Below are 18907 nucleotides of genomic sequence, written 5' to 3'. Positions count from 1 at the left end.
TGGCACTTTTGCACCTTATTTGATGGGTGCAAATCGCTAGCCCAAAACCGCTGCACACTTTTGGGCGACATGCACCTACAAACGCCCGAGCGCCCTCAGTTCACGCAGCACGGCAGCATCGCGGGCCGAGACATCGCGAAATTCCGGATCCTGCCCGACATCGGCCGTGTAGCGCCAGGAGCGCGCGCATTTGACCAGACCGCGATCCTCGGCCTTCTCGACGACGACCGCGACGCCCTTGACGTCATCCAGCGTGAAAGCGCCTTGCGGCGCCTTGCCATGGCTGATGACCAGATCGCTGGTGATCGCCATCTCGGCCATGTCGACATCGGCGATGGCTGCTTCCAGCGCCGCATCGTCGATGGTGACCACCGGCACGGCTTCCAGCGAGGAGCCGATCAGTTTGTCGGCGCGCGCGATCTCGAGCGCGCCGGTGACGACGCGGCGCACCTGCCGGACCTTGCGCCATTTCTCGGCCAGCGCCTCGTTCTTCCAGTTATCCGGAATGGCCGGGAACTGGTCGAGATGCACCGAGGCGGCTTCGGGGTGACGGTCGAGCCAGGCCTCTTCCATCGTGAAAGGCAGCATCGGTGCCAGCCACTTCACCAGGCATTCGAAGAGATGCCGCACGACCTGCACTGCCGCCTTGCGGCGCAAGCTGGACGGCGCGTCGCAGTAGAGCGCGTCCTTGCGGATGTCGAAATAGAAGGCCGAAAGCTCCACCACCATGAAGTCGAGCAGCGCGCGGGTGATGCGCTTGAACTCGAAGGCGTCGTAGCCCTGGCGCACCGCCTCGTCGAGTTCGGACAGCCGGTGCAGCATCAGCCGCTCCAGCTCCGGCATCTTGTCCAGCGGCACGTCCTCGCCGTCGTCATGGGCGAGCGTGCCCAGCATCCAGCGAATGGTGTTCCTCAGCTTGCGGTAGGCGTCGATATTGGTCTGCAGCACGTTCTTGCCGAGCCGCTGGTCTTCCCAATAGTCGGTCGTCACCACCCAGAGCCTCAGGATATCGGCACCGGACTGCTTGATGACGTCCTGCGGCACGACCGTGTTGCCGAGCGACTTCGACATCTTGCGGCCTTCCTCGTCCATGGTGAAGCCATGGGTGATGACCGTGTCGTAGGGCGCCCTGCCCCTCGTGCCGCAGCTTTCGAGCAGCGAGGAGTGGAACCAGCCGCGATGCTGGTCGGAGCCTTCGAGATAGACGTCGGCCGGCCATTTGAGGTCGGGCCGATCCTCAAGCGTGAAGACATGCGTCGAGCCGGAATCGAACCAGACGTCGAGGATGTCCGTCACCTGATGCCATTTCGAGGCGTCGTGGTTGCCGAGGAAGCGCTCCTTGGCGCCCGGCGCGAACCATGCGTCGGCGCCCTCCTGCTCGAAGGCGTCCAAGATGCGCTGGTTGACCGCTTCGTCCTTCAGCACATTGCCGTCGGCATCGGCGAAGACGGCGATCGGCACGCCCCAGGCACGCTGGCGCGACAGCACCCAGTCGGGGCGTTCCTCGATCATGGCGCGGATGCGGTTCTGGCCTGCGGCCGGCACGAAGCGCGTGTCGTCGATCGCCTGCAGCGCGCGGCTGCGCAGCGTCGTGCCGTCGCCGAGGTCCTTGTCCATATAGACGAACCATTGCGGCGTGTTGCGGAAGATGACGGGCTTCTTCGAGCGCCAGGAATGCGGATAGCTGTGCTTCAGCCGGCCGCGCGCGAACAGCGCGGTGCGCTTGATCAGCTCCTCGATCACCGCCTGGTTGGCGTTGCCCTTCTTGCCGTTGTCGTCGATGACGCGCGCGGGGCCGCCCTCGCGGTCCGCGCCGAAGCCCGGCGCGTCCTTGGTGAAGAAACCGGCATCGTCGACCGGGAACGGGATCGAGGTGTCGACGCCGCGCTTGATGAGTTCGGCCACCGCATCCGTCCAGGCATCGAAGTCCTCGCGGCCGTGGCTGGGCGCGGTGTGCACGAAGCCGGTGCCGGCATCGTCGGTGACATGCTCGCCGGCGATCATCGGCACGGGGAACTCGTAGCCGCCGCCCAGTCCTCTGAAAGGATGCGAAAGCGTAAGACTTGCAAGCTGTTCAGGGGAAACGTTGTGAAGCCGGTTCAAGGTTACCTTGGCCTTGGAAGCGGCGTCCTCCGCCAGCGCGTCGGCGAAGATCAGCTTCTCGCCGGGCTGCGGCCCGAAGCTGTTCTCGGCCGCGGTCACTTCGTAGAGGCCATAAGCGACGCGCGGCGAAAAGCTGACAGCGCGATTGCCGGGCAGCGTCCAGGGCGTCGTCGTCCAGATGACGACATGCGCCTCCAGCAGGTCGAGTGCCGTCCCATTCAGCGCGGGCGCGGCATCGGCGGCGTCGACCGGCCGGGCAAGGCTCGCCACCGGGAACTTCGCCCAGATCGTGTCGCTCTCATAGTCCTGGTATTCGACCTCGGCCTCGGCGAGCGCGGTGCGCTCGACCACGCTCCACATCACCGGCTTCGAGCCGCGATAGAGCTGGCCGGACATGGCGAATTTCAAAAGCTCGCCGGCGATCCGCGCTTCGGCGTGATAGGCCATGGTCGTATAGGGATTGTCGAAATCTCCGATGACGCCGAGCCGCTGGAACTCGTCGCCCTGCACCTTGATCCAATGCGCGGCGAAATCGCGGCATTCCCTGCGGAACTCGTTGACCGGCACCTCGTCCTTGTTCTTGCCCTTGGCCCGGTACTGTTCCTCGATCTTCCACTCGATCGGCAGGCCGTGGCAGTCCCAGCCCGGCACGTAATTGGCGTCGTAGCCGCGCATCTGGAAGGAGCGGTTGATGACGTCCTTAAGGATCTTGTTGAGGGCGTGGCCGATATGGATGTTGCCGTTGGCGTAGGGCGGGCCGTCATGCAGCACGAATTTCTCTCGACCGGCGGCTTCATCGCGCAGCTTGCGGTAAAGCTCCATGTCCTGCCAGCGCCTGACCAGGCCGGGCTCCTTCTCGGGCAGGCCGGCGCGCATCGGGAAATTGGTCTGCGGCAGGTAAAGCGTTTTGGAATAGTCGATGGTTTCAGCAGTATCGGTCACGGGGGTGTCGGTCATTGGTCTGCCATGTGCATTGCCCGTTGGCAAAATAGCTCGGGCGTTGAACTATCATGATCTGGAAAAAGCGCGAGGGGGCCGCGCGCAAAAGTCCCGGCGGCTCCGGCGGCGCTCAGGCCGCCCGGAACACCGGGCCCGTAATTCGTATCGCGATCGCAAAAAGGCGCGAAAAGCTCGTCATGGCGTGGCTTTTAGCGGATGCCGCGGCAGGAATAAAGCGCGGATTTCAAGCCAAAGCGCCGGTATTTTGACTTACATCGAGAAATTGAAACGGTAGGTGGTCGACAAGCCAACGGTCCACTGATCGCGGTCGCCGCGCTCCTTGACCAGGCTGGAATCCGCCGCCGGCCCCATCAGGCGCGAATATTCGGTGAAGACGCTGGCCGTCATCGGCTCGGTCACTTTCCAGGTGATCGCGCCGCCGAGCCCGGTCGACTTCAGCCCGCCGCCCGGATGGTATTCGCTGAGGCCCGAGGCCGCCGCTTCCGTGGCGTTGACGCCGTAATAGGCGTCGAAATACCCGGCCGAGGCGAAGGAGACACGGGGGCCGCCGGAAATGCGGACGGTCGGGGTGACGTCGTAGAAGGCGTCCGCCGCGATGTCGGCGACGAAGCCGTTGTGGGCGCGGATGCCGTGTCTGAGCTCCGCCCGGGCCCGCACCCAATCCAGCGGATAGAATTCGAAGAAGCCGCCGACCTCGCCGCCCCAGCGCACCGGATCAAGGCCTTGCAATTCGTCCTTGCTGGAACGCGAGAACAGGAACTTGCCGGTCAAGCCGGCGCGCACGCTGCCGTCATCGATCAGCGCCAGCGAGATGTTGTCGTTGCGCGAGGTGAAACGCGCCTCGGGGCCTGCCTTGCCGAGCGAGATGATGGGCTGGGCGCTCAGCATATATTTCTTGCCACCCTCGAAATTCGGGGCAACGAGACCGGTGGCGCCGAGCGTCAGGTACCAGTCGCCGGAAATCCAGCTCCCCTCGCCGGCCTGGGCAGAGGTGACGGCCATCAGGCCAGAGGCGAGAACCAGCGGAATCGTCCCGACAATACGCATCGTCAACCCTTACGCGAAACAGGCCGGCAGGAACACCGGGCAGCGCAGAAGGCATGGCGTCAGTGCGGTAAATTTTGACTTAAGATCCGTAACAGAGACGGCGCGGACCGCCAGCATGGAGATCGGCCGCCCGGCTTAGCTGCCGCGCGGCGCGTGCGACATGTCCAGCAGCTTGGCCACGGCCTTCGAGCCCTTCCCCGCGACGCGTGCCGATCCGTCGTCACCCACCTCAACGGTGGCGCCGCTGGAGAAGCTAAGCGACCAACCATCACCTTTGGCGTTGCGGCGGCGGTCGGTGAGCTCGATGCCGGCAGCCGTGACCAGCGCGACGATCCGGTCGGCGTCCATGTTGGTCCTCCGAAAACGCGCCCTCAATTCAGGTCGAGCCCACCGGTAAGATCGCCGAGCGGCGGCTCGCCATGCGCGGCTACGGCCTTGTCGCGAACCACGATGCCGTGCAGGACCGGCAATTCGAAACGCTCGGTGATGAAGCGCAGGATCGACGTCGTGTCATAAGGCGTGTGATCGACATAGCCGCGCTTGGCGAAGGGCGAAATGATGATCGCGGGAATGCGCGTGCCCGGTCCCCAGCGGTCGCCCTTGGGCGGTGCGACGTGATCCCAGATGCCGCCGTTCTCATCATAGGTGACGACGACCAGCATGTGCGGCCATTGCGGGCTCTTTTCCAGATGAGCCACGACGTCGGCGATATGGCGGTCGCCGGCCTGGATGTCGGCATAGCCGGAGTGCTCGTTGAGATTGCCCTGCGGCTTATAGAAAGAGACCTGCGGCAGGGCGCCGTCGTCGATGGCCTGGATGAAGCTCGCGCCAGCCAACCCGGCGTCGCGCAGATGTTCGCGCCTGGCCTCGGTGCCCGGAGCGTAATTGGCGTAATAGTTGAACGGCTGATGGTGATATTGGAAGTTCGGGATCGGTGTTTTGTTGCCGTGGTCGAGCGTGTACTGCCAGGCTCCGGAATACCACGCCCAGCTTATGTGCTTGAGGCTGAGCATGTCGCCGATGGTCGGTTCCGTCTGCGGCGGCAGCGTGGTGGGCTTGGTAGGATCCGCGAGCAGCCGATCGCCGCCGGGCGCCGGATCGTTGCCGCTCGGCTGGTATGGCGGCTGCATCGTGTTCACCGCGTAGAAATCCGGCGTCAGGTTGCCGTCGGAGACGAATTTCGGGATCCCGTCGCGCGCCGATTTCGGCGAATTGTCGGCGATCTTCAGCGCTGTGCCGCTGGCGTCCGTCACCGCGATCGACGGCTTGGCCGGGCTCTTGTCGGCATTTGCGTAGTACGGCGCGCAGGCGCAGATCAGCCACTGGTGATTGAAGAAGGAGCCGCCGAAGCCGCCCATGAAGAAATGGTCAGCGAGCACGTATTTTTGCGCAATGGCCCACATATCGGTCTTGGAGGCGTCCCAGTTGCTCATCGGCATGGCGCCTGAATCGGCCCAGGCGACGAACATGTCGTTCTTGCCACCGTTGATCTGCATCTGGTTCTGGTAAAAGCGATGCCACAGATCATGCGTCACGACGCTGAGCGGCACGTTGAACCCTTTCGGGTCGTTCACCGTGAACGGTTCGTTCGGAAGGTGCTCGGTCATTGCCTGCGTCACCGGCGGCGTGACGCCCTTGGCGGTCAGCCCGTCCCAGACCGGCGGCAGCTCCGACAGGACCGAGCCGTCACGGTCGCGCTGCTGCAAGCTTTCCTTGCTCGCCTTGTCGATGCCCTCGGCACCCGGAAAATGGCCATAGAGATTATCGAAGGCGCGGTTCTCGGCGAAGATGACGACCACCGTCTCGATCTTGGCGATGCCGTCCGGCGGATCGCCGGGCTGCGCCGCGAAGGCGAGAGGCGAAGCGACAGTGGACAGGGCGAGAGCCGAGGAAAACAGGGCGAGCCCATAGGATCGCTTCATCGCCGTACCTCCATTGCGCAAAGTCAAATGACACCAGCTTCGGTGCATCTTGGCAATAGCCACCGCGCTGGACGGGTGATCACATCGGGATTACCTTCCTTCAACCGCAGGATGCGCGGCGAACTCTGCAGGGAGACGAAGCCATGAGCTTGCAAGGCAATACCCTGGAAGACGCGATCGGACGCACGCGCGACAAATGGGGGTGGTTCGTGGGGCTTGGCGTGCTGCTGCTGATTTTCGGCGGCATCGCCTTCGGCAATCTCTTCATCGCCACCGTCGCTTCGGTCTATGTCGTCGGCTGGCTGATGCTGATGGCGGGCGTCATCGAGATCATCCATGCTTTCGGCGTCAAGACCTGGGGGCGCTTCTTCTACTGGTTGCTCAGTGGCCTGCTCTATGCCGTCGCCGGCTTTTTCGCCTTCTACAACCCACTGCTCGCCTCGGCGGTGCTGACGTTTCTGCTCGCCGTCGCCCTCATTGCTTCCGGGCTGCTGAGGGCCTGGGTCGCCTGGAACCACCGGCCGGAGCAAGGCTGGGGATGGCTGCTGGCAGCCGCGATCATCACCATCCTGCTTGGCCTGATCATCGCCATGGGCTGGCCGGTCAACAGCCTGTGGGTGCTCGGCATGTTCCTGGCCGTCGACCTGGTCTTCCAAGGCTGGAGCTTCATTGCCACCGGGCTGGCGCTCAAGCGGTAGGGAACTCGACCTTCGCGATTGGCCGAAGCCTGCCTAAGATCGTCATCCCAGGGCGAAGCAGGAGCGAAGCTCCGTCGCGAAGACCCTGGGATGACGACATGAGAGGGCGTTTCGCCAATCGCCAAGGTTTGCAATCTGCTAGCCGGACGCAGGCGCTCTGACGCTTCTCTTCGCCACCGCGCCTGCCAGACCTCAGCAACAGATGGCGGCGTCCAGTTCCGATAGCGGACGCACACCTGCAAGCAGCGCCCTCGCCTCGGCCTCGTCGCGCTTCATCTGCGCGACCAGCGCATCGAGCCCATCGAATTTGAGCTCGGGGCGCAGATAGCCGAAGAACGACACTTGGCAGATCTCGCCGTAGAGATCGCCGGAGAAGTCGAAGACATAGGTTTCGAGCAGCGGTGCGCCATTATCGTCGACGGTCGGCCGGCGGCCGAAGCTGGCGACGCCGTCATGGAGCGTGCCATCGGCGCGGCGCAAGCGGACGGCGTAAATGCCTTCCTTCAGAGCGGCTTCCGGCGAAAGCTTCATATTGGCGGTTGGAAAGCCAAGCGTGCGGCCGAGCTGCTGGCCGGCGATCACCTCGCTCTCGATGGTGAAGCGATAGCCGAGCAGCCCGGCTGCTTCCTCGACCTTGCCTTCGCAAAGCAGGGCGCGGATGCGGCTGGACGAGACGACCTCGGCACCCTCGTCGCGGAAGGCGTCGACCAGCGTGACGCCGAAGCCGTGGCGCTCGCCGGCCGCCATCAGGAAGGCCGGGCCGCCCTGGCGGTCCTTGCCGAAGTGGAAGTCGAAACCGGTGACGGCATGGCTGACGCCCAGCCTGTTTTCCAGCACATCGGTCACGAATGCCTCGGCCGAGAGCGAGGCGAAGTCGCGCGTGAACGGCTGCTCGACGAGGGCGGCAAAGCCGAGCCTGGCCAGGAGCCGCGCCTTCATCGGCGGCGGCGTCAGCACGAAGAGAGGCACGTCCGGCCTGAACACCTTGCGCGGGTGCGGCTCGAAGGTGAGCACCAGGGCCGGCACGCCGCGGCGGCCGGCTTCGGCCAGCGCCCGTTCCAGCACCGACAGATGGCCGCGGTGGACGCCGTCGAAATTGCCGATCGCCACGACGCCGCCGCGCAGATGCCCGGGCAACGGCGCGACCGCCGAAATGCGTTCGAAATCGTGCGTCATGTCGACCTGCGTGATGTCGGGGCGCCCGTCATGGTCCGGCTTCCCGCCTATTGCAGCCGCGGGATGACGGCGACCGGCCGATATCCGTACGTTGCTAGGAATCCCGCCAGCCTTTCGGGATCCGGCCGCAGCGGGTCGCCATAGTCGCGCGCATGAATCCCGCCCGAGACATAGAGCACGTCGAACCCGTTGTCGGCGGCACCCTTGACGTCGGTCATCATGCCATCGCCGATGGCGAGAACCTGTTTGCGCTCGACCGCGTGGCCGAGCAGCCCGGCGACCTCCTTCATGGCGAGGTTGTAGATCGGCGCGAAAGGTTTGCCGGCGATCAGCGTGCGGCCGCCAAGCTGCGCGTAGTCGCGCGCCAGCGCGCCGGCGCACCAGATGGTGCGCTCGCCGCGCTCGACCAGGATGTCGGGGTTGGCGCAGATGAAGGGCAGGTTGCGGGCACGCAGCCGCTGCAGCAGTTCCGCGTATTCGGCGGGCTTCTCCACCTCGTCGTCAAAGAACCCGGTGCAGACGACGCCGGTGGCTTCGAATTCCTCCACGAGTTCGACGTCCAAGCCGTCATAAAGGGTGAAGTCGCGCTCGGGCCCGATGTGGAAGATCTTCCTCGGACCCTCGGCGATCAAGTCGCGCGTGACGTCGCCCGAGGTGACGACACGGTCGTAGGCTTCAGCCGGAACGCCGATAGCATGCATCTGCGCAACGACGTCGGCGCTGCGCCGCGGCGAATTGGTGATCAGCACCACCGGCACTTTTGCCGCGCGCGCCCGGGCAAGCGCCTCCGCGGCGACGGTGAAGTGCCATTCGCCATTGTGCACCACGCCCCACACGTCGCACAGGATGGCCGCGTAGTTTTCCGTCAGATCGGTGAGCGAAGCGATGATGTTTGGCGAGTCCGCCATGCCGTTATCCTGAGACTGGTCTAGGCAAAGCCGCGACAGCCATCCTTTTGGTTCGGAGCCCGCCACGGCCGGTCCCGCATAACCGAAGCGCTCCATCCTGTCACCAGCTTTCGCCATCGCCGCCGGGACGAGCCGCGACCACGCCCGTTCGGAAGCGCAGGGTTAACACGCCGTCAAAATGGCGGTGCGTGCTTGAACGTTTCGGGCAAGCTGAAATTTAAGGATCTATGACCATGGTAGCACCGAACTAGGGCCATGGTCGTATACCGGTATGGGTCTTTTGCGGGGGCTGAGCGCAATGATCGGCAGATTTATAGGCGACAAGCGGGGCAACTACGCCCTGTTGACAGTCATCACGATGGTGCCGCTGATGGGTGCCGTGGCACTGGCCGTCGATTTTACGGAACTGGTTAGAGAGAAGCAGGAGACGCTCAACGCCCTAGATGCTGCTGGCGTCGCGACAGCGCAACAGATCGTCAGCGGAGCGAGCGACGCGGACGCGAAGGCCTACGCCAAGCAGTTCTTCGAGGCCAATCTCAGGCACGTGTCTCCGGCCAACACGACGCTGACCGTCACGCTGCCCAACAACAATGCGGGCGGCGGCACCCTGGTCCTGGAGGCGTCCCTGAAATATCACCCCTATTTCCTGCCGGCGGCGGCGATGCTGCTCGGCGGGACTGCGGGGGACCCCGTGGTCAATGTTTCGGCGAGGTCGGAAATCCGACTTAAGAACACGCTGGAAGTGGCGCTCGTGCTGGATAATTCCGGATCGATGTCGACCCTGGGCTCGGGAACCGGGCAGAAGCGCATTGACCTGCTGAAAGCCGCCGCCAAGCAGCTGGTCAAGACGCTGGCGCTGCAGGCCCAGCAGATGAAGCAGATCTCCAAGCCGGTGCAGTTCTCGCTGGTTCCGTTCTCTGCCTCGGTCAATGTCGGGCCGACGCATGACGGCGACAGCTGGATGGATCAAGATGGTATCTCCCCGGTCCAGCACGAGAATTTCGACTGGACGACGATGAGCGCCGACAACGATCGGAACAAGTACGCCGAGAAGGTCAATGGCGCCTGGTACAAACGAGGGGACGGTTGGGGCGATACCAAGGACCAGCCGCTGACCCGCTTCAGCCTGTATTCCGACATGACCGTCGAGTCTGACCGCGAAACGGTGCAGCCCCCCAAACAGTATGTCTGTGACGTCACCAAGAGGGACGGCACCTGCAGCAAAGGCCATTGGGTCACCCCGGCCCCGACATACGTTTATACCACGAGCCGCTATGCGAGTTGGCAGGGTTGCGTCGAGGCGAGGCCATACCCGTACAACGACGACGACACGACGCCCACCACATCCAATCCTGCGACGCTTTTTGTGCCGATGTTCGCGCCTGACGAGGCCGGCACGCTTTGGCGCGATTTCGACCGTGATGGTAGCAACGACGTCAGCGCGTGGCCTATTAGTGGCAGCTATTATGACAATAACTGGTGGGCCGATTGGCCCTACGATCCGACCAATCCGACCGCCAAACAGCGGCAGTCGGACATGCGCAAATACTTCTTGGTGAAGCCCTACGGTTCGAAGTCGGCCGCCGCCGGCGACGGTCCGAATGCAGGTTGCACCACCAGTCCGATCACGCCGCTGAAGGACGTCACTGTTTCGGCCCAAAAGCAGGAGCTTGACGATGCCATCGACGAGATGGCGCCAACTGGCAACACCAACGTGCCCGAGGGGCTCGCTTGGGGTTGGCGGACGGTCTCCAGCAACGAGCCGTTCACCGAAGGTCGGCCAAACAACGAAAAAGGCAACGACAAGGTCGTCATCGTGTTGACCGACGGCGCCAATACTTACAGCCCGTTTAGCGACGCCAGCTATGCCAACAATCGTTCCACTTACGCGGCCTATGGCTATACCGGGCTGACCTATCCAGGATCGGGCAGCGTCACGCGCCTGTTCATGAATACGAGCACCGCGGTGCCTAAGACCACCTATACGGAAGGCAACTACACCGCCGCGCTTGACGAACAGATGCAGACGCTGTGCGCCAACTCCAAGGCGGCCGGGATCATGGTGATGACGGTCTCGCTCGACCTGGTCGACACCAAGGCGGACGAGAAGAAGGCCATGGCTGCGCTGAAGGCTTGCGCTTCCGACTCCCGCTTCCGCAGGGACCCGGCCGACCCGAGCAAGCCCGCGAAGCTATTCTGGAACTCGACCGGCGCCACGCTTTCGGACGACTTCAAGGCGATCGGCAACGAATTGTCGAACCTGCGCATCGTCAGTTGATCCGAAAGAGCAACCGCTTGCTGAAGATGCACGAATTCTGGCTTCGCTTTTGCCGCGACCGGCGCGGCAACTATGGCCTGATGACGGCGATCGCCATGGTGCCGCTGATGGGCGCCCTCGCACTCGCGGTCGACTTCACCGAACTCAACCGTCAAAAGCAGATGGTGCTGAATGCGCTCGATGCCGCCAATTTCGCCGCGGCGGTGCAGCTGTCGCAAGGGGCGAGCGACGACCAGGTCAGGACCTATGCCGCCGGCTTCTTCAATTCCAACCTCAACGGCATCGATTCCGGCAACCTCGCGCTCGATGTGACGCTGCCGGGCAGCCAGACCGGCGGCGGCTTGATGAAGCTTTGCGCGACGCTCACCTACCATCCCTATTTCTATCCGGCCGCGGCTTTGCTCAATGGCGCATCCGAGGGCGATGCGCACAAGCCGATCGAGGTCGAGATGTGCTCGCACGTGCGCTTGAAGAACACACTGGAAGTGGCGATGGTGCTCGACAATTCGGGCTCGATGTCGACGAAAGGATCCGGCACGGGGCAGAAGCGCATCGACCTGCTCAAACAGGCCGCCAAGCAGTTGGTCGACACGCTTGCGCAGCAGGCGGCGCAGATCAAGCAGATCGACAAGCCGGTCCAGTTCAGCCTGGTGCCCTTCGCGGCTTCGGTCAATGTCGGGCCGGACAACGACAACGCCTCCTGGATGGATGTCTACGGGCTGTCGCCGATCGCCAACGAGAATTTCGACTGGTCGACACTCAACGCCGCCGACAAGAACGCCCAGAAGATCAACGGCATCTGGTACAAGAACGGCACCGGCTGGGGAACCGAGGAAGGCCAGGCGCTGACCCGCTTTTCGCTCTATCGCGACATGAAGGTGGTCACCAGCCACGAGCGCATCGTCGGCAGCAAGCGCGTCGTCTGCGACGAGTACCGGTCCAACAACACCTGCAAGCGCAGCCACAACGAATACGACTACAACGACACCTACGGCCCCTTCGCGAGCTGGCAGGGCTGCGTCGAAGTGCGTCCCTACCCTTACAATGTCGACGATACGCCTGCGTCCGGCGGGCCGAACAATACCGGCATCGGGGTCGGCGACCCGGCGACCATGTTCGTGCCGATGTTCGCGCCCGACGAACCCGGCAACCACTGGAAGGTGACGCAGGATCCCGACGAGCCGAACCCGGTGACCTACGGCGCTGCCAACAGCTGGTGGAACGACGATCCGTCGAGCACCACCGGCAAGACGCGCCAATCCAACATGGCCAAATATTTCATGCCGCGGCCGATCAATGCGCCGGTGCTGGCTACGGGCGCCGGTCCGAACTACAGCTGCACCACGACGCCGGTCACGCCGCTCACCGACGTCACCACCGCGGACGGGCTGGCCGCGATCAAGGCGGCTGTCGACCTGATGCAGCCCAACGGCAACACCAACGTGCCGGAAGGCATGGCCTGGGGCTGGCGCGCCGTGTCCAGCACGGCGCCCTTCACCGAAGGGCGGCCGGAGACGGAACGCGGCAACGACAAGGTCGTCATCGTGCTCACCGACGGCGAGAACACCTATTCGACGGTGAACTCCGATCCGGCCGGCAACAAATCGACCTATGCCGCCTACGGCTATACCGGCGTCGGCTACAAAGGCACCTCGGTCACCCGCCTGTTCGGCGGCACCTCCAGCGACATCGGCCAGTTCAACTATTCCTCGGGCAACTACACCAACGCGCTCAACGAGCAGATGGCCAAGCTCTGCGACCACGCCAAGGCGGCCAACATCATGGTGATGACGGTTGCGCTCGACATGTCCGCGACCGACGCCGGCGACAAGCAGGCGATGGACGCCCTGAAGACCTGCTCATCCGACTCCCGCTTCCGCAAGGATCCCGCCGACCCCAGCAAGCCCGCCAAGCTTTTCTGGAATGCAACCGGCGCGACGCTGTCCGACAATTTCAAGGAGATTGCGAACGAGCTATCGAATTTGCGCGTGGTGGGGTAAGGGACATAAACTGACGCCGGCGCGCCAAGAAGCGAAAAGGCAGGATCAGGGGCTTGATTTCAGATAGTATTCTCTTTCCCCTTCATCGGAGGATGCTGAGATGCTGTCAGACCTCGCGAAACTCATCGAGCAGGATCATTTAGCCCTGGATGCCTTCGTCAAGGGCAATCCCAAACCATTGAAAAGTCTCTTCTCACAACGGGATGACGTCGTCATCGCCAATCCATTCGGCCCGCCGGCAAAAGGATGGAAGAAGGCTGCCGAAACGATGGACCGTGCCGCTACCAACTACCGAGACGGAGAGGTTATCGGCTTCGACCGAATTTCCGAGTACGCAACGACCGACTTGGGTTACATCATCGAGATCGAGCGGGTCCGATCCAAGGTCGGCGGCAGCGACAAGCTTGTTTCGATCGCACTTCGAACCACCACTATATTTCGGCGGGAGAAAGGCGCGTGGAAGATCGTCCTTCGTCATGCCGATCCTATAACCTCGCCTCGTCCGGCAGCCTCGATCGTCGGTGAGTAGAAAGGCTACCAAAGCCTGCGGCGCTGCCCGCCCTGGCGCAACGACCGGCGCCGGCAAGTCCCTTGCGCTCGTGCGCGGCACAAGGCACATGTCCGTACCCGCCGGCATCGGACCTTCCCTGCCGCAGGTGCTGGAGATCGAGCATGCCCGACGCCGCCAACCATTTGACCTTCGCGCTGATCTGCCTTGGCATGGTGCTCACACCCGGCCCGAACATGATCTATCTGATCTCGCGCTCGCTGTCGCAAGGGCCGAGGGCCGGGCTGATCTCGCTGGGCGGCGTGGCGCTGGGCTTCCTGTTCTATGTGGTGTCCGCGGCCTTTGGCATCACCGCGCTGATCTTCGCCGTGCCTTATGCCTATGACGCGCTGCGCTTTGCCGGCGCGCTCTACCTGCTGTGGCTCGCCTGGCAGGCGCTAAGGCCCGGCGGCCGCTCGCCATTCCAGGTGCGCGAGCTGCCGAAGGACAGGCCGCGCAAGCTGTTCGTCATGGGGCTGATGACCAACCTGCTCAATCCGAAGGTGGCGGTGCTCTATCTGTCGCTCTTGCCGCAGTTCATCAACCCGGCCAAGGGCCATGTGCTGTCGCAGCTTCTGGTGCTCGGCGTGACGCAGATCTCGATCAGCCTGACCGTCAACGCCATCATCGCGGTGACAGCGGGCTCGATCGCCACCTTCCTCGCCGGACGGCCGTTCTGGCTGGTCGTCCAGCGCTGGATGATGGGCACGGTGCTGACGGCGCTGGCTTTGAAGATGGCGACCGAGGCGCAGCGCTGAGATCGGATGATCAGGGCTATGGCTGTTATCCGCTGAAGGCCTGCTTCAAAAACGTGTGGACGTCGCTTGCCGATTTTTCGGCCGCAGCTGCGTTGTACTCCACCCGGTGGCCATACTGCTCGGTGCCCGTCTTGAATGACGGGGAGGCAAAGGCGTGGCGAGCGCCCTTGAAGACATCAAGCTGCACGGCGCTGCCCTTGCCGCTGCGCTGCGCCATCATTTCCCGGCAATCTTTGGCGGGGGTCCAATCGTCGAGCTCGCCGATCAGGATCAATGTCGGGACCGCCACGTCGCCATTCGTAGCCGAACAATTCGGATAGTAAGCGACAGCCGCCTTGAACTTGCGATCCATCAGCCGCTCGGCGCCGCCAAGTTGCACGGCCTCGAGCGTTGCGATCCCACCGGCGGAGAACCCCATCAACGCTGTGCGCTGCGGGTCGACGAAACTCAATTTGGACAGGAACTCCAAGGCGCCGTAGGCGTCATAAACGCGATCAGCAAACAGGCTGCCATCGGTGAGCAGCCCGTGATCACACGTCTCGCGAATACCGCGCGTGCTGAAGCTGTCGACAACGAGTACGACGTAACCCCAGGAAGACAGCCGCTGCGACCAGGTTTTCTCTACAGTTGGGAATAGGCCCGAACATCCATGGAGAACGACGACCGCCGGGAACGGCCCCTCACCCGGCGGTCGCGTCAGATACCCATTCAATGGCGTGCCAGGAATGGCCTGGAGCGCTCGCCCGTTTTGTTGCGCAATGCGCTCCTGAAACGGCGTCGGCTTCACGGCCGCGCTTTCAAAATGCACCAACTCGTCAGCGTTGGCACGCGTAGTATCAATGCAGCCGACAACCCAAAGCCCGGCCACGAAAGCCGCCCCCTTGAGCGACCTCAAGAACATCTTCATGAACCAGGCTCGGTAAACCGCTTCGGGACGTCTGCTTTGTTCGAGCCGGCGCGGCCTACATCGGCCGGCGGATGGGCCGGATATCCTGCGGCTCCACCACCTTGCGATAGAGATGCCAGGTCGCGTGGCCGAGGACCGGCATGACGACGGCAAGGCCGGCAAACAGCGGGATCGAGCCGATCACCAGCAGCACCGCGACCGTTAGGCCCCAGAGCGCCATCTGCAGCGGGTTGGCAATGACGGCGCGCGCCGAGGTCTCGATCGCCGAGACGGCGCCGACGTCGCGGTCGAGCAGCAGCGGGAAGGCAATCACGGTGGTGGCGAGCACCACGATCGCGAAGACGAGGCCGGCAGCGTTGCCGAGCAGGATCAGCGTCCAGCCCTTGCCGGTCGTCAGCACGTCGCGCAGGAAAGTTCCGACGGAGGCCGGCGGCTCGGCGCCGAACAGGCTGGTGTAGATCGACTGCGCGGTGAACAGCCACAGAAGGAAGAGCGCGAAAAGCAGGACGCCGATCGCCGCGATCGAGGGCAGCGCCGGCGAACGGCGCACGTCGAGCGCATGGTGCCAGCGGCTGCTCATGCCGAGCTCGCGCCGGCGGCTGATCTCGTAGAGGCCGATCGCCGCGAAGGGACCGATCAATGCAAAGCCCGACATCAGCGGATAGACGAGCTGGATTGCACTCGAGCCGGAGGTCCACCGCGTCAGGATCAGGCCGACGACCGGATAGATCAGGCACATGAACACGTAGTGCGAGGGCTTGGCCCAGAAATCCTCGGCGCCGAGCCTTAGCGCGTCCCATAGATCCGACGTGGTGATGTGGCGCACCGTGGGCTGCACATGCAGCCCTTGCGCGTCCGCCATGACATGAAAACCAGCCATAACCGTCCTCCGTATCGCTCGGGGGGCGGTCACCGCCTGGGTGGCCCGCCCGTGGCTGCCACTTCTAGAACGCCGGGATGATAACCGATCTCCCGGAGGATGTCGCCGCATAACGCGATTTTCATCGGCTGCCCGGCAAAAGCCACGATCGCCGGTATCAGAGGCCGGATGACCAGCCTGACCACCGATTCCCCCCATCTCGACAGACGCACATTGCTCAAGACCGTCGGCCTTGCGGCGCTCGGCGGCATTGCCGCCTGCACCAGCGTCCAGCTGCCGACCGGCGAAGCCGCCGGCGTGTCGTCTTCCGCCACAGGCACGTTGAGCACTATCCGCACATCGGCCGGACTGCCGGCGCTCATCCCGGACACGCAGCTCGAACAGGCGGCGCTGCAGCAGGCCGGCTATATGGCGTCGCGCGCCCGTATGAGCCACACGACCGGCTGGGGCAAGGATTTCGCCTCGCGCATGAAGGGCAACGGCGTGCGCGGCGCCGCGGGCGAAAACATCGCCGAGGGACGTTTCGACCTGCAAAAGCTGTTCGACATCTGGATGCATTCGGACGGCCACCGGCGCAACATGCTCGACCCGGACTTCAGCCGCTTCGGGTTGGCTTACGTGCGCGACGGCCGCGATCCCAGCCTGCGCTACTGGGCACTGGTGCTGGGCCGTTAAACTGAAGCGCCGCCTCCGGAAAAGCCCGCGTGCGCTTTGCATCCAGGGACACTGATCCGCAGGCCGGACGTTACCCCGGCGGCTATCCATTCTGACCAGCCGGCGCGCGTCGCCGGGCGATCGTTGGCGTGGCCTCAGAGCGGCTTCACCAGGAGCGGAACGCTCCTCTGCGGACCGCAATGCATGTAGCGACTGCACACTCAGCGACAACCAGTTGCGTTCGCCGCCGCCCGCTTAGCGGTCAATTCGGCGGACATAACCGAGCTGCATTTATGGCCGCAATGTCAGCGTGATTGGGACTGGCACGGAGACCGCCACCAAAACATCAATCCATATGCGCGGCCGGCGCGCCGCCCGCGGGCGCGGCCTTCGGCTTGCGCAGCAGGATGACGAACGGGACGGCAAGCAGCGTCATCACCATCAGGAGTTTGAAGTCGTTGATGTAGGAGATCATCATCGCCTGAACGTTGACCAGCCTGTCGACCTGCGAAAGGGCCATGGGATCACCGCTCGCCGCCGCGGGCGAGGCTGCCCATAGGTTGGGGTTGTAGGGGTTGATGAAGGCCCCGAGCTCGCTGTGGTTGACCTGCGTGTTCTGCACCATCAGCGCCGCAACCACCGACACGCCGATCGACGAGCCGAGATTGCGCACAAGGCTGAACAGCGAGGTGGCGTCGGTGCGGTAGCGCGCGTCGAGCGTGGCGAAGGCGACGGCCGAGAGCGGCACGAACACCATGCCCATGCCGAGACCCTGGATGACGCCCGAAGAGATGATCAGCCAGTTGTCCATCTGCGGCGTGAAGCTCGCCATGGTGTAGAGCGACTGCGCGGTGAGCAGGAAGCCGATCGCGACCAGAATACGCGCGTCGATCCTGTGCATGATGCGGCCGACGAACAGCATCGAAATCATCGTGCCGATACCGCGCGGGCCGAGCACCACGCCGATGGTGACGGTCGGGTAGCCGAAGATGTTGGCAAGCATCGGCGGCAGCAGCGACATCGAAGCCAGGATCAGCACGCCCATGACGAAGATGAAGCCGAGCCCGGTCACGAAATTGCGGTCGAGGAATATCTTTGGATCGATGAAGGGACGTTCGGACGTCACCGTGTGGATGATGAACACCCAGAAGCCGGTGATCGACAGCGCAAGCTCGATCCAGATCTCTGTCGAGGAGAACCAGTCGACCTCGCCGCCGCGGTCGAGCATCAGCTGCAGCGCGCCGACGCCGAGCGAGATTATGGCGAAGCCGAAGAAATCGAAGCTGCGCACGCGCTTGGCGACGACAGGCAGATAGGCGGCCATGCCGATGAAGGCGAGGATGCCGACCGGCAGGTTGATGAAGAACACCCAGCGCCAGTTGAAATTCTCGGTCAGCCAGCCGCCGAGCGTCGGGCCGAGGATCGGTCCCAGCATGATGCCGGCGCCCCAGATGGCCATCGCCTGGCCATGGCGTTCGCGGGGATTGATATCGAGCAGGAAGGTCTGCGACAGCGGCACGATCGCCGCGCCGAACACACCCTGCAGCAGGCGGAAGAGCACCATCGTCTCGAGGCTCCACGCCATGCCGCAAAGCATGGAGAAGATGGTGAAGCCGACGACGGAGGCCAGGAACAGCTCCTTGCGGCCGAGGCGGTCGGCGAGCCAGCCGGTGACCGGCGTCATGATGGCGGCGGCGACGATATAGGAGGTCAGCACCCAGTTGATGTTGTCGGGCGAGGCGCCGAGGTCGCCGGTCATGGTCGGCAGCGCGACATTGGCGATCGTGGTGTCGAGCGCCTGCATGACCGTCGCCAGCATCAGCGCGACCGTGATTAGGCCGCGGTGCGGTACTTCCTTGAAGGGTTCGGGCGTGCTCATGGTGCTGAACTTCCAGCAGGTAACAAAAACGGGTACATTGGGTTTCCGGGCGGCGAGGCCTTCCTTTGAGACCCTCGTCGCGGTGGGACGCGAGGACCGATGTGGGGGTTACATCGACCGGAAGTCTCTGTTGGAGCGGATACCTGCCGCCCGGAAACCTGAGGACCGACAGGTCGGTGTCGAAAGCTTC

At 63.7% G+C, this 18907-nt stretch carries 16 protein-coding genes; 7 read left to right on the top strand and 9 right to left on the bottom strand.

Annotation, left to right across the window (positions count from 1 at the left end; translation table 11 throughout):
- Positions 1 to 75 precede the first annotated feature (75 nt).
- Positions 76 to 3060 carry an isoleucine--tRNA ligase gene (gene ileS / locus CK218_RS24060; protein ID WP_179294585.1) on the bottom strand — a complete coding sequence of 995 codons (2985 nt, stop codon included), beginning with the start codon at positions 3058 to 3060 and terminating at the stop codon, positions 76 to 78.
- 53 nt (positions 3061 to 3113) lie between these two features.
- On the opposite strand from ileS, the gene CK218_RS24055 reads away from it, so the two are divergent.
- Positions 3114 to 3311, top strand: a complete 198-nt coding sequence (locus CK218_RS24055; protein ID WP_066996650.1) for a hypothetical protein — start codon at positions 3114 to 3116, stop codon at positions 3309 to 3311.
- Between the two features lies 1 nt (position 3312).
- Here the strand turns inward: CK218_RS24055 and CK218_RS24050 are convergent, their stop codons facing one another.
- The 3 genes from CK218_RS24050 to CK218_RS24040 form a co-directional block, all read right to left on the bottom strand.
- A complete protein-coding gene (locus CK218_RS24050) occupies positions 3313 to 4110 on the bottom strand; it encodes a MipA/OmpV family protein (protein WP_095829116.1) in 798 nt (265 codons plus the stop codon).
- Between the two features lie 135 nt (positions 4111 to 4245).
- Complete coding sequence (locus CK218_RS24045; RefSeq protein ID WP_066996644.1) at positions 4246 to 4458, bottom strand: hypothetical protein; 213 nt, start codon at positions 4456 to 4458, stop codon at positions 4246 to 4248.
- A 23-nt stretch (positions 4459 to 4481) separates the two neighbouring features.
- On the bottom strand, positions 4482 to 6032 hold the full coding sequence (locus tag CK218_RS24040) for an acid phosphatase (protein ID WP_245435172.1): 1551 nt from the start codon (positions 6030 to 6032) through the stop codon (positions 4482 to 4484).
- A 143-nt stretch (positions 6033 to 6175) separates the two neighbouring features.
- Here CK218_RS24040 and CK218_RS24035 point away from each other — a divergent pair, with 143 nt between their 5' ends.
- Positions 6176 to 6730 carry an HdeD family acid-resistance protein gene (locus CK218_RS24035; protein ID WP_095829114.1) on the top strand — a complete coding sequence of 185 codons (555 nt, stop codon included), beginning with the start codon at positions 6176 to 6178 and terminating at the stop codon, positions 6728 to 6730.
- A gap of 192 nt (positions 6731 to 6922) precedes the next feature.
- Here the strand turns inward: CK218_RS24035 and CK218_RS24030 are convergent, their stop codons facing one another.
- Positions 6923 to 7906 carry a bifunctional riboflavin kinase/FAD synthetase gene (locus CK218_RS24030; RefSeq protein ID WP_095829113.1) on the bottom strand — a complete coding sequence of 328 codons (984 nt, stop codon included), beginning with the start codon at positions 7904 to 7906 and terminating at the stop codon, positions 6923 to 6925.
- A 47-nt stretch (positions 7907 to 7953) separates the two neighbouring features.
- Positions 7954 to 8814 (bottom strand): TIGR01459 family HAD-type hydrolase, encoded by an 861-nt coding sequence (locus CK218_RS24025; protein ID WP_095829112.1) that lies wholly within the window; start codon positions 8812 to 8814, stop codon positions 7954 to 7956.
- Positions 8815 to 9112: 298 nt separating this feature from the next.
- Here CK218_RS24025 and CK218_RS24020 point away from each other — a divergent pair, with 298 nt between their 5' ends.
- The 4 genes from CK218_RS24020 (at position 9113) to CK218_RS24005 (ending at position 14397) form a co-directional block, all read left to right on the top strand.
- Positions 9113 to 11092 (top strand): pilus assembly protein, encoded by a 1980-nt coding sequence (locus CK218_RS24020; RefSeq protein ID WP_095829111.1) that lies wholly within the window; start codon positions 9113 to 9115, stop codon positions 11090 to 11092.
- 26 nt (positions 11093 to 11118) lie between these two features.
- On the top strand, positions 11119 to 13092 hold the full coding sequence (locus CK218_RS24015) for a pilus assembly protein (protein WP_095829130.1): 1974 nt from the start codon (positions 11119 to 11121) through the stop codon (positions 13090 to 13092).
- A 100-nt stretch (positions 13093 to 13192) separates the two neighbouring features.
- On the top strand, positions 13193 to 13621 hold the full coding sequence (locus CK218_RS24010; RefSeq protein ID WP_095778372.1) for a nuclear transport factor 2 family protein: 429 nt from the start codon (positions 13193 to 13195) through the stop codon (positions 13619 to 13621).
- A 143-nt stretch (positions 13622 to 13764) separates the two neighbouring features.
- Positions 13765 to 14397, top strand: coding sequence for a LysE family translocator (locus CK218_RS24005; protein ID WP_095778371.1), 633 nt, complete (start codon positions 13765 to 13767; stop codon positions 14395 to 14397).
- Positions 14398 to 14422: 25 nt separating this feature from the next.
- On the opposite strand, the gene CK218_RS24000 is transcribed toward CK218_RS24005, so the two are convergent.
- On the bottom strand, positions 14423 to 15304 hold the full coding sequence (locus CK218_RS24000; protein WP_245435171.1) for a dienelactone hydrolase family protein: 882 nt from the start codon (positions 15302 to 15304) through the stop codon (positions 14423 to 14425).
- A gap of 55 nt (positions 15305 to 15359) precedes the next feature.
- On the bottom strand, positions 15360 to 16184 hold the full coding sequence (locus CK218_RS23995) for a DUF2189 domain-containing protein (protein ID WP_095829110.1): 825 nt from the start codon (positions 16182 to 16184) through the stop codon (positions 15360 to 15362).
- 168 nt (positions 16185 to 16352) lie between these two features.
- On the opposite strand from CK218_RS23995, the gene CK218_RS23990 reads away from it, so the two are divergent.
- Positions 16353 to 16859 (top strand): CAP domain-containing protein, encoded by a 507-nt coding sequence (locus tag CK218_RS23990; protein WP_095829128.1) that lies wholly within the window; start codon positions 16353 to 16355, stop codon positions 16857 to 16859.
- 325 nt (positions 16860 to 17184) lie between these two features.
- Here CK218_RS23990 and CK218_RS23985 read toward each other — a convergent pair whose 3' ends face one another.
- The gene (locus tag CK218_RS23985) at positions 17185 to 18717 is read right to left on the bottom strand and encodes a DHA2 family efflux MFS transporter permease subunit (RefSeq protein ID WP_095829109.1); all 1533 of its coding nucleotides are present in this window, start codon (positions 18715 to 18717) and stop codon (positions 17185 to 17187) included.
- Positions 18718 to 18907: the final 190 nt, after the last annotated feature.

Source organism: Mesorhizobium sp. WSM3879, assembly GCF_002294915.1.
Lineage (GTDB): Bacteria > Pseudomonadota > Alphaproteobacteria > Rhizobiales > Rhizobiaceae > Mesorhizobium.
Note: the sequence above shows the minus strand (reverse complement) of the source record. Positions and strands in the feature narration are given on the sequence as shown.